This window comes from Methanofollis fontis, assembly GCF_004297185.1.
Classification (GTDB): Archaea; Halobacteriota; Methanomicrobia; order Methanomicrobiales; family Methanofollaceae; genus Methanofollis; species Methanofollis fontis.
The window spans coordinates 113687-124493 of sequence record NZ_PGCL01000002.1 but is presented as its reverse complement, the minus strand read 5'-3'; the positions used below and the strand labels follow the sequence as shown (position 1 = coordinate 124493).

The 10807-nt window shown below is 58.9% G+C and carries 11 protein-coding genes; 6 read left to right on the top strand and 5 right to left on the bottom strand.

Translation table 11 applies throughout. The annotated features are described in order from the left end of the window. Positions 1-158: 158 nt before the first annotated feature. The 6 genes from CUJ86_RS12055 to CUJ86_RS04290 all read left to right on the top strand — a co-directional run bounded on the left by CUJ86_RS12055 (position 159) and on the right by CUJ86_RS04290 (position 5359). On the top strand, positions 159-320 hold the full coding sequence (locus CUJ86_RS12055; RefSeq protein WP_207231383.1) for a hypothetical protein: 162 nt from the start codon (positions 159-161) through the stop codon (positions 318-320). Between the two features lie 767 nt (positions 321-1087). After that, positions 1088-1792, top strand: a complete 705-nt coding sequence (locus tag CUJ86_RS04310) for an ABC transporter substrate-binding protein (RefSeq protein WP_130646342.1) — start codon at positions 1088-1090, stop codon at positions 1790-1792. A gap of 1 nt (position 1793) precedes the next feature. Next, positions 1794-2609: a hypothetical protein gene (locus tag CUJ86_RS04305; RefSeq protein ID WP_130646341.1), complete on the top strand. Its 816-nt coding sequence runs from the start codon at positions 1794-1796 to the stop codon at positions 2607-2609. Next, positions 2600-3145, top strand: coding sequence for a cobalt ABC transporter permease (locus CUJ86_RS04300; RefSeq protein WP_130646340.1), 546 nt, complete (start codon positions 2600-2602; stop codon positions 3143-3145). The genes CUJ86_RS04305 and CUJ86_RS04300 overlap by 10 nt, the downstream gene beginning before the upstream one ends. After that, positions 3135-4577, top strand: a complete 1443-nt coding sequence (locus CUJ86_RS04295) for an ABC transporter ATP-binding protein (protein ID WP_130646339.1) — start codon at positions 3135-3137, stop codon at positions 4575-4577. The genes CUJ86_RS04300 and CUJ86_RS04295 overlap by 11 nt, the downstream gene beginning before the upstream one ends. Further along, positions 4574-5359, top strand: coding sequence for an energy-coupling factor transporter transmembrane component T family protein (locus tag CUJ86_RS04290; protein WP_130646338.1), 786 nt, complete (start codon positions 4574-4576; stop codon positions 5357-5359). Before CUJ86_RS04295 ends, CUJ86_RS04290 begins: the two co-directional genes overlap by 4 nt. Here the strand turns inward: CUJ86_RS04290 and CUJ86_RS04285 are convergent. From CUJ86_RS04285 to CUJ86_RS04265, 5 genes are all read right to left on the bottom strand, one after another. Then, positions 5354-6457, bottom strand: coding sequence for a nitrogenase component 1 (locus CUJ86_RS04285; RefSeq protein WP_235855574.1), 1104 nt, complete (start codon positions 6455-6457; stop codon positions 5354-5356). The two genes, CUJ86_RS04290 and CUJ86_RS04285, sit on opposite strands and share 6 nt — an antisense overlap. Further along, positions 6450-7490: a nitrogenase component 1 gene (locus CUJ86_RS04280; protein WP_130646337.1), complete on the bottom strand. Its 1041-nt coding sequence runs from the start codon at positions 7488-7490 to the stop codon at positions 6450-6452. The genes CUJ86_RS04285 and CUJ86_RS04280 overlap by 8 nt, the downstream gene beginning before the upstream one ends. After that, positions 7450-8268 (bottom strand): Ni-sirohydrochlorin a,c-diamide reductive cyclase ATP-dependent reductase subunit, encoded by an 819-nt coding sequence (cfbC, locus tag CUJ86_RS04275; protein WP_130646336.1) that lies wholly within the window; start codon positions 8266-8268, stop codon positions 7450-7452. Before cfbC ends, CUJ86_RS04280 begins: the two co-directional genes overlap by 41 nt. Positions 8269-8337: 69 nt before the next feature. Continuing rightward, entirely contained in the window at positions 8338-9738 is a 1401-nt protein-coding gene (locus tag CUJ86_RS04270) for a TrkH family potassium uptake protein (RefSeq protein WP_328590941.1), read from the bottom strand. Between the two features lie 87 nt (positions 9739-9825). After that, complete coding sequence (locus tag CUJ86_RS04265; protein WP_130646334.1) at positions 9826-10800, bottom strand: phosphoribulokinase; 975 nt, start codon at positions 10798-10800, stop codon at positions 9826-9828. Positions 10801-10807: the final 7 nt, after the last annotated feature.

Genomic DNA, 10807 nt, shown 5'->3' with positions numbered 1-10807 from the left:
AAAAAGCGAGATCTGTAACAGAAATTGTTAATCTGATCAACTTAACTCCGCCGAATAATAAATAACAGATTTAGATCTGACCCGCAGAATATATGATTTATTATTTATCCGCCTGTTAATCGGATTAAATTGACCCGATTTTAACGCCGTTAATTTTAATGGACGATAAAGAGAAAAGCAGAATTATACGGCCTCAAATATTGAAGAATCCGGCATTAAACATCCAAATTACTAACAATCATAAAAACGGAGAACAGAGCATTGGCACAGAGAGCGCAGACGGTGAGATCGATGAAGCGGAGAGAGGGTTCTGGTGGTGAGATGAACCCCTCAGGCGGGGATCCCCGGCAAGATGCAGGTGACCGCCATGAGGATGAGGATGACGATGAGTGCAGACGTACAGGCTGACGGCGGCGTGGAATCTGGAACGGACATGGTGATCTCCTGATTGTTCGGGCAGGCGGAAATAACCATGTGCACTGATTGAGAACGATAGTATTTGTGGGTGTTGATATGAGGCGCCTGCAGGGATTGAATGCTGCCATAATGCCATAGAGCCCTGAAAAGTCTCAATCAAGCGTCTTTGCGGGCACATTCACAGAAAGAAAAAGGGGGATCATCCGAAAGCAGGAAGGTGGTGGGTGAAACGTTTTTCCCGGTGTGAGGGTATGTGTGCAGTGCAGCGAAACGCCATGGAACAGACCGAACAGGCCCGTTTCTGCCCTTCAACCGACAACATGATGGAGAGAGTGTGCCCCCAGATCCCCCGATACGCACATGTGCCCGATGTGCAACCGATGGTGTGGTCTGCCAGTACATATTTGTTGATTAACATTCCAGGTTAATCAACCAATTATTGTTAATGATCCCACACAATATAATAGTTTCGGCATGGTCGACCTTCCCCATACCCGTCACCCGACCGGACGGCCGCGCCCGCTCATCGACGGATGGGGGGAGGATGGTAACTACAAATCATTAACTCAACCATTTCCATATGACCGGATTTCAGGAGTTGCCGCCGTTATTTTGCGATCATTTCCGCATCCTTTTATTCAATGCCCGACAAGGAGTAGATCAGATCTCTATGACCGTCTATGTATCGATGGACGATACCGATAACCTGAATTCCCGTGGCACAGGGCGTCTGGCGCGTGCAGTCGCCGCCGCACTTGCCCGGGAATACGACGTCTTCGGCGTCACCCGTCACCAGCTCTATGTCAACGAGGCCATCCCCTACACCTCGCACAACTCGTGTGCCGTCATCCACCTGCGTGATGCAGGTGAAAACAATGTTCGTTCCATCTTCGGAACGGTGCGAGAGATGATGCTCGACGACTTTATCGAAGGGAGTGATCCAGGCCTTGCCGTCGCCGCCGAGGGGCGCATTACCCCCTCGCTGATGGCCTTCGGCAAAGATGCAAAATCCACGGTGCTCACGCAGACAAAGGCGCGTTCACTGGCGGAAAACCTCGGCATCATGCTGGAAGGACTGGGAGGAACAGAAGATGGGGTCATCGGTTGCATGGCAGGTCTCGGTCTTGCACACGCAGGGAACGACGGACGTTTCCTCCAGATTGGCGGCATTCGGAGCATCACCGGCCCTGCCGAGGCAACGGCACTCCTCGCCGCCGGCATCGACTGCATCCATACCCTTGACGGAAGACCGGTCCTCAGTGGGACCATCGAGGCAGAAACCGGCAAATCGGTGAAACCCTGTCCTGTAGGCGGGAAGACTGTTCTGTTTGTTGAGGAGATCGACGGCCGGATGGTTGCCGTGAAACGGGACTGAGATGGATTTTGAACGGAAGGCGGCGATTGCGGTTGCCCTTCTGATCCTTGCAGTTGCCGCCGCCATGATCGCACAGGGGATCGCCGAACGTGAGGTCATGGCCATCACCGGAGAGGAGGTGGCGTCCCCCATCCCTCATTCTGAGATCACCCTGACTGCAGTCGCCTTTCTCTACGGCCCACAGGACTACCGGCCCTATGCCAAACCCCTCTCCCTGAACACCATACCGGAGACAGACAACGGCACCCTGTGGTACCTTGCCTTTGTGATGCTCAACGACACACCGCAGGGCGGCAACCCCGCCCTCTTCAGGCAGCGCTCGGTGGCGGTGGACTACGCCTTCCAGAACCTCTCAGGCACCGCCGCCTTCTACCTCTACGGCACGCGTGCCGGATTCGGGAAATCCTGGACCTCCAGACAGGAGGGCTATGGCGCCTGCGGCTGGACCGTCCGGGGCGATGCACCGGCAGGCGAGGTGATGCCGCAGGTCTCCGTGCTCCAGAACACCTTCCCGGTGCGGGTGCGACTTGCCAACACCATGGGCCTCGGGCCAGACGAGATCACCACCGGCGTCATGACCTTCTGGTTCCCGCTCGTCGGGAGCGGCGAGGACGCCATCCACATCACCTCTGATCTCGCACACTGGAAGGGCGAGATCGTCACCGACGCCCCACCCTCCGGACGATTTTTTATCACCCATACCGGCGGCAGCGAGGTGGGAAGCGTCTGCCTCTGCGTGGCGGTCGATCAACCACAGCCCGACTCCTTCTCGCTGTGGATACACACCGAACCTGCGGAGGCGGCTGGATGGAGATGAGAAAACCGTATTTTACCCTCTATCAGACCGCCATCCTCTCACTCTGCGGCGCCCTGGTTTTTGTGGCAAAGACCTTCGTCAACCTCTCCCTCCATCTTCCGGGCCACTCGTATCTGCTCGTCGCTGTTCCGTTCGTGTTCGGGTGCGGTGTTGTACGGAAAGCGGGAGCGGGCGCGTATATCGGACTTATTTCCGGCCTGCTGGCTTCGTTCTTCGGTTTTGAAGCCTATCACATCTTTGACATCCTGAAGTTCCTTGCGATGGGCGTGACGATCGATATCGTTGGTGTCGCCTTCTCACACCGCATGGACCACCCGGTGGTCGGGTTCATTGCCGGTGGTGCGGGGAGCATCGTCAAGATGTCGGTGAACTATGCCGTCCACCTTCTCCTCGGTGTTCCCGCAACCTTCATCCTCCTCGGCATCGGCATCTCCTCGGTGACGCATCTGATCTTCGGCGGGATCGGCGGTGTGATCGGTGCACTGGTTCTTGCCCGCCTGATGAGGGCCGGAGTGATCGGAACCAATGAGACCTGACCCTGTCGTGGCGGCAGACCACCTCACCGTCTCCTATGGGGGCGGGCGGCGGGTGGAGAGGGCGACGGTCCTCGACGATCTCACATTCTCCATCCGGCGAGGCGAATTCGTTCTGCTTGCAGGGGCGTCAGGGTCGGGCAAATCCACCCTCCTGCGCTGCATCAACGGTCTCATCCCGCATTCCCATGACGGTGCAATGGCAGGGCGCGTGAGCGTCGTCGGCATGGATACGCGGGAACATCAGGTCTGCGAGATCGCCCAACAGGTCGGCACGGTCTTCCAGAACCCCGACTACCAGCTCTTCTGCACCGATGTCGAGAGCGAGATCGCCTTCGGCCCGGAACAGTGCGGCATCCCACCCGACGAGATCACGGCGCGGGTGGAGCATGCCATGTCGGCAGTCGACATCGCCCATCTCATCAACCGGGAGACAGACGCCCTCTCGTGGGGCGAGCGGCAGCGCCTTGCCATCGCCGCTGTGCTCTCGATGGAGCCCGCAGTGCTTCTCCTCGACGAACCGGTCTCCGGCATCGACGCAGAAACGGCACAACACCTCCTCAACACGCTCGCACGCCTGAACCAGGAGCGGGGCCTGACGGTGATCCTCGCCGAACACCGTATCGGCACGGTTCTGCCGTCGTGCACCCGCGTCATCGCCCTCCATGACGGGAAAATGATCTACGACGGTCCGGCGGAGGGGTATGCCGCTGCACCCGGACACTCGGCAGGGATGGAAGGGCCCCTGATCTCCCCCGGCACGACACCCGCCATCACCTTCAAAGAGATCACCGTCTGCCGACCGGGGAGAGAGGAACCCGTCCTCGATTCGGTCAGTCTCTCTGTCCATGCCGGAGAGATCGTCTTTCTCACCGGACCCAATGGTTCCGGGAAGACCACGCTGTTGCGGTGTGCGAACGGTCTTCTCCGCCCTGACAGCGGCGAAGTGAATGTCAGGGGCAGACCGATCGGGACGCGTTCGGTGGCGGAAGTCGCCTCATCAGTCGGTTTTCTCCCCCAGCACGCCGACACCCACCTCTTCGCCGAGACGGTCCGGGAGGAGATCGCCTTCGGCCCCGGGAACCTGGATCATGAACCCGGCAGGATTGAACGGAGCATCAAACACCTGATCCGGGCGCTCGATCTCCTGGCGATCGGGCCCGACGCCCCTCCCCTCTCCCTCTCCGTGGGCGAAAAACAGCGCCTCGCCATCGCCTCCATCCTCGCCATGGACACACCGATCATCATCCTTGACGAACCGACGCTCGGGCTCGACGTCCGGAGAAAGACCGACCTTGCGGCGGTGCTCAGGGAGCGCTCGGCACATGGCGCCGCCGTGCTCATCGCCACACATGATCCGGACTTCATCACCCTGACCGGCGGGAGAGTTGTGACTCTCCAGGGCGGGCGACTCCTGCGGGGGGAAGGACCATGAAGCACCGCTCAGGGGGTATCCGCTATATCAGCGGTTCATCCTATCTCCACCGCCTGAACCCTGTGACAAAGGCGGCCGCCCTGATCATCCTCAGCGCCGCCGCCCTGCTCACACAGCAGCCCCTCCCCCTCGCCCTCATGCTTGCCCTTGTAACCACTGCCGCACTCGCATGCGATCTCTTCAGACCGTTTATCCGGGCGATGCGCCTTTTTATCCCCCTCCTGATCTTCATTCTCGTCATCGATGCCTTTTTCTCGCGTGTTGTCGGCGGGACAATCTGGTTTTCGGCGGAAATCTGGTTACTCCACCCGACACTCTCGACCGACGGCCTCCTCTTCTCGATCGCAATGGGGTTGCGACTCCTCCTGATCGGCGGGGCATCGGTCCTCTTCATGATGACAACGCCCTACTCGGATTTTGTCGGGAGCCTCAGGGCAATCGGCCTCCCCAATACCCTTGCTTTCTCTCTCGGCTACGCTCTCAGGTCGATCTCAGCACTTTCAAGTGATATTGAGGCAATAATGGACGCCCAGAGATCTCGGGCACTCGAATTCGACCGGGGCACCATCGTACACAACCGGCATAAAATGATGGCGCTATTTATCCCGGCAACCGTCACCGTACTCTCACGTGCAAAACAGGTGTCGGAGGCGATGCAATGCCGGGGTTTTGGCTGCAGCAGCAGGGTGACATGCTGGAAGACGCATCCGTTTGGAAGGGAGGATATTGTGCTCCTCGTCCTCGTGATGGCATGTGTGCCGCTCGTCCTCCTGCTCTCATGAACCCCTGCCACCGCAGGCAGTGAGCACATCGTCCATCAGGGAGAGGGTTCCCTCGATCCCGACGATCGGGCGGGCATGGAGACGGATACGACCGCGTTGCGGGAAGGTGAGGGGGACATAGGGGATCCCCGGCGCCGCCGCCTGCTCATAGGTGGATCCCAGGATCAGGTCGGGTTGTCCATCGTCGATCAGTTCCCTGACCTCTGCAAGGGAGGTGACCGCATCCGGTCCGGTCCTGGGTGCGCACACGACGATCTCCGCATCAAGATAGCGCCTGAGGGTGTCGGCCGCATACCCCGCATATGCCTCCTCCGCAAAGATCGCCACGGACGGCGGATCCGATCTGGAGAGATATTTGTCGCAGGCGCGCTCGATACGCCCTCCTGCCTCTTCCGCCTCTTGTATGATCGGGGATGCATCGAGTTCGTTCCGATCAGCAAGGCAGCAGAAAGCGGCAATGGTCGCACCCAGGCCGAGCAGATTGCCGGCAGATTCCCCGATCCCACAGGAAAGCCCTGGATTTGTGGATACCACGTATTGTCCACAGTGTTTAAGGGTTTCAAATCGATCTGCAGCGATCGCCGTTGCCACTCGCCCCCCCGCCCGACGGATCAGCCGTTCGGCCTCGAGAAGGTTTCCCCGCCAGAAGGGGTCCATCGGGTTGAGACCGTCGATGGTGACCCCAGTCTGATCGGGATCGACACGGGGTTCAAGCGCCTCGATTGCCCGCCGGTAGCCCTCTTCCATGCCGCCGGCAAAACCCGGACTGTCGACGAGAAGGACCTGCCCGCCGTCGAGCATTGCCCCGAAATCTTCGCCGGTGACCGCCGGAACGCAGGTCTGCACAACCGCAATGGGTTGTCCCGATGCCCCCACACCCTCCACCGTCAGACGCAACCGCTCGGCCGAACCAAAGATCACCTCCTCTTCGATCAGCAGGGTGGAATGGATCGGCCGTCCAATCAGGGAGGCAGGATAGAAATAGCAGCCCGAAGAGCCATGGATCACGACCTCCAGACCTTCAAATCCTGAGAGGCACGAGACCGCCCCGCACATGGCGCAGGGCCAGAGGGGATCGGCGCACAGATGCTCAGACACGGCTTCCCCTCCTCCAGCGGTGGAGCAACCGGCGGATCCCGGCAGTGCCGACAGGCGGGCTGTAGGGGAGGGGACGGCGATCCCCTGAATCGGACTGCAGGTCGAGGGCATCCATCACCCGACGCACCGGTGCATACTCCAGGGAACCGAGGCTGAACGAATCGGGCGAAACGCTCATGCCCCGCATATCCTCAAAAGACGCAAGCATCTCGGTCTGCCGTGCTGTTTCGGCCTCGACGGCATCATCTACAGGGACACCGAGGGCATCGCCGACCTCCTGCAGAAAGGCGATGCTCCCTTCAAGCCCGATTGGAAAAGAATCGACAAATGGTGTCCCGAATCGCTCTTTCAGCTCATCACCAGCAGCCCTGAGGGCAGGTTCCCGCAGGATGTTCAGGCGTGCGTCACCGACCCGTTTGAGGTCGTCAAACGCTATGCTGCGCACAAACCTGAGGTTCACCCTGACACCGATCAGGGAGAGCAGTCGCTCCACCTCCGCATAATTCTGGTCAACCTCAAACTCGAGATTTTTTTCACCGATGATATTGACGGTCGTCTCCTCGCCCATCTCGCCGTCACAGAGACCGATGATTGTGGAGAGCGCGCCGTTCAGACCCTCAGAGAAGGCACCACCGAAGAAACCGGCGGAGGGCACCGGGATCACCGGAACTCCCCGCTCCTCCCCGCAGACTGCCCCGCAGTCGTCACCGATCGTCTCGGTGATGCAGGTGCTCAGCACAAAGATCGCCGCCGGTCCCTGCCGCGCCACACGATCGAGTGTCTCCCCCAGTCGTTCTTCGCCGCCAAATATCACATCATTCTCTCCAAGGGCCGTCGACACCAGGGGAGGAAGGAAGGGTCTCTCCTGTTCGGCTGAGATGGCATGAAGAATTGAAAAATTGTGATGGGCACACCCGGCAGGCCCATGGACGACCGTCACAGCATCCCGTATCTGTGTGGTCACCGAGAGTGCGCCGGTGAGGGTGCAGCCCTCATACCTGCACGAATCGTCGGGCAAGGTCCTCGAGTTCATCGATCGTGAGGGGGGTCGGTATCGACGTCCGGTCATTCTCCACAACGGTCCGTGCGAGTCTGCGATATACCTCCGCCTGTTCGGATTCGGGCGCATATTCGATCACGGTCTGCCGGTTGAGTTCGGAAAGGGTGACGGTGCGGGAGCGCGGGATACAGGCGACCATCTCGGAGTTGATCATGGACGCAAACTCACGCACCAGGTCCTCTTCGCCCTCCATATTCTTGGAATTGCAGATGACGCCGGCAAGGGCGCATTTCTTCCGGGAGCGTGCAGACAGACGCGTAATGGCCTTTGCAATATTGTTTGCCGCATACAGCGCCATCAGTTCGCCGGAGGTGACCAGGTAGACCTCTTCGGCGTAGCCCTCCCGCATCGGCATCGCAAACCCTCCACAGACCACATCGCCGAGGACGTCATAGACGATCACATCTCCATCCAGTGCTCCAAGCCGTTCAAGGAGCTGGAAGGTGGCGATGATGCCGCGCCCGGCACACCCGATACCGGGTTCGGGCCCCCCCGCCTCGACGCACCGGACTCCCGCATACCCCCGGAAGACCACCTCATCGACGGCGATCCCGGCATCACCGCGTTCCCGGACAAGGTCAAGCACCGTTGGAATCCACTCGCCGTGCATCAGCATCCTGGTGGAGTCATGCTTTGGATCGCAGCCGATCTGCAGGATGTCAAGGCCGCTCTCACCCAGTGCGGCAGAAAGATTGGCCGATGTGGTGGATTTTCCAATACCTCCCTTCCCGTAGAGGGCGATCTGTTTCATTCCTTCTCAAATGGGCGTGCATCGGATATATAATTCATTGATATTAACACAAAATCTCCTGTCTTCCGATCAGTCGAACCCCTTGATCAGTCCGACGAAGAGCACAAGCACCGGCATGATCTCAAGTCTCCCAAACCACATCACAAAGATAAACACCCACTTTGCCCCGATACTCATCTCTGGATTGACAAAACCGGTGGAAATTCCATTGTTGCAGAACGCCGAGACCACCTCGAAGATCACATTGGACGACTCAAACATCGTGGGGGTCTCAAAGTGGAGGACGGCAATGGTCCCTACAAAGACGGTGAGGAAGTAGAGGATGATGATCAGCATATTCTTCGAGACCTCAACCTCTGCAATATTTCTCTGGACCGTCCGACCCTCATGCCTGAAGGGGACGATCGCCTTGCCCGAGACGAAGATCCTCTTGAACCACCAGACCAATCCCTCCAGTCCGAGCAGCACGCGGGAGATCTTCATTCCGCCGGCGGTCGACCCGGACGACCCCCCGATGAGCATGAACATGATCAGATAGAGGGTTGTCACTGTTGGCCATGTGAAGGGGGACGTATTCTGGAAACCGGTGCTTGTGATTGCCGCTGTGGCCATGAAGACCGACTGTCTGAAGGCGCTGAAGGCATCGATCCCGCTCAGAAAGATGAGATCGCCAAAAAGCACAAAAATCCCTATCAGGGCAAGGGAGAGGAGGGCAACAGCCTGCCTGTCACCGAAAAAACTTGCTTTACGTTTGTAATACATCAGATAATAGAGTTTGAAGGGCATCGCTCCGGCCAGCATCACCGGCACTAGCAAAAATTCGAGAAGTGCGCTGTCATAGTAGGGGATACCCTCCGAATGCACGGTAAACCCACCGGTAGCGATGGCGGTGAGGGCGAGGTTCACCGCGTCCCATACCGGGACGCCGGAGAGGAGGATGAGGCCGATGGAGAGGAGGGTGATGATGCCGTAGATCCGCCACATCGCAATGCCGGTGCCGACCACACTCGGCATGAAGGCCTCCGAGCGCCCCTCGGAACGGTAGAGTCCCCGCTGGGTGAGCCCTGACCTGCTGACAAGGGCCACGGTGAAGGCGACGATGCCGAGACCGCCGAGCCATTGCATGAACGAACGCCAGAAGAGCAGGGTTTTTGGCGTGGCATCGACATCAGGAAGGAGGGTGAGACCGGTATCCGTCCACCCCGACATCGCCTCAAATATGGAGTCGGTCACCGGCATATGCAGCCCGACAATAAACGGCACCGACCCGATGACTGCGGCGGTGAACCAGATCAGGGCCACGGCCGTAAAGGCAACGGAGAGCCGCGCCTCCCGGGGGGGACGGGGAATGGTGAGGAGAGCACTCCCGAGAAGGACAAAGATGAGGGGCACAAGACCCATCGGGACGAGCATGTCCCACTCCTCGAAGTAGGCCGCAACACCGAGGGGAAGCAGAGTAACAAACCCCATGAACCTGAAAATTCTCCCCATATCAGGAGCGATAATGGAGAAATACTCAAGACGGCCCATTCAGAGAAAGGTACGGCTGCCGGATTTTTATCCTTTTGTATCCCCGGCCATACGATCATCCAGTACACACCACCGGTTGATGATCCGCCATGCGATGATCAGTTCCGCGATATCGGTGGCCGTCACATAATGGCGGTTCGAGAGGATCCTGAGTTTTTCAGGCCCTGCCTGGTCTCCGATGGTGCGGACCAGTTTCCGTATCGCCGAGGCGTTCAGTTCGCCGTCAAGGGTGAGCGAACTCATTGCACGGTCGGGGATAATGCCGTATTCAAAGAGGAACGGCCGTTCACAGAGCATGAAGACCTCTCCCAGGTCGATTGAGAGTCCAATCTCCATCATCCGGGCGAGGAGTTTTTTCTGGCATACCATGACCCGGTAGATGTTGCATTCCTCGCTGGCCTCCGTCCCCAAGGTTGATCGGGATATCCGGATGATTACATCGGCATGGTCCCGCTGCGGGGCGATAAAACGCTCATAGTCCGGTCTTCGCTCCTCCATTTCAGCGAGCACCTCGGCCCGACTGTAGCCCCGCCGTTGCATATCCCGCCTCACCTTCCAGAGCTCCTTCACGTCGGTGTCGGGATCGACAAACAGGGAAAAATCGAGGAGGCCCCTGAGTTCGCGGGTGAAGAGCGTGTGGAGTCCCTCCAGGATCAGCACCCGGCATGGCCCGAATGGGATATCCGGCCCGAATGTTCCGTTGTCATGGTTGTACACAGGTTTCAGGATTGTCCCGCCGCCTTTGAGGGTGCGCACATGCCCTGCAAGCAGTTCGAGATTGTTTGCGCCCGGATGGAGGGGGGTGATCCCGAGGGCCCTGCGCTCCCGCCGGTCATAACGGTGATAATCGTCCAGGGTGATGGTGGCGACGACATCATCCCCGAAGATCTCCCTGATGGAGCGGGTGAAGGTGGTCTTGCCAGAACCGCTGTCACCGGCAACCCCTATGACAAACACCGAAGAAGAGGCACTGATCCGTTCCCTGAACATGGGTGTTTCCATTGCTCCC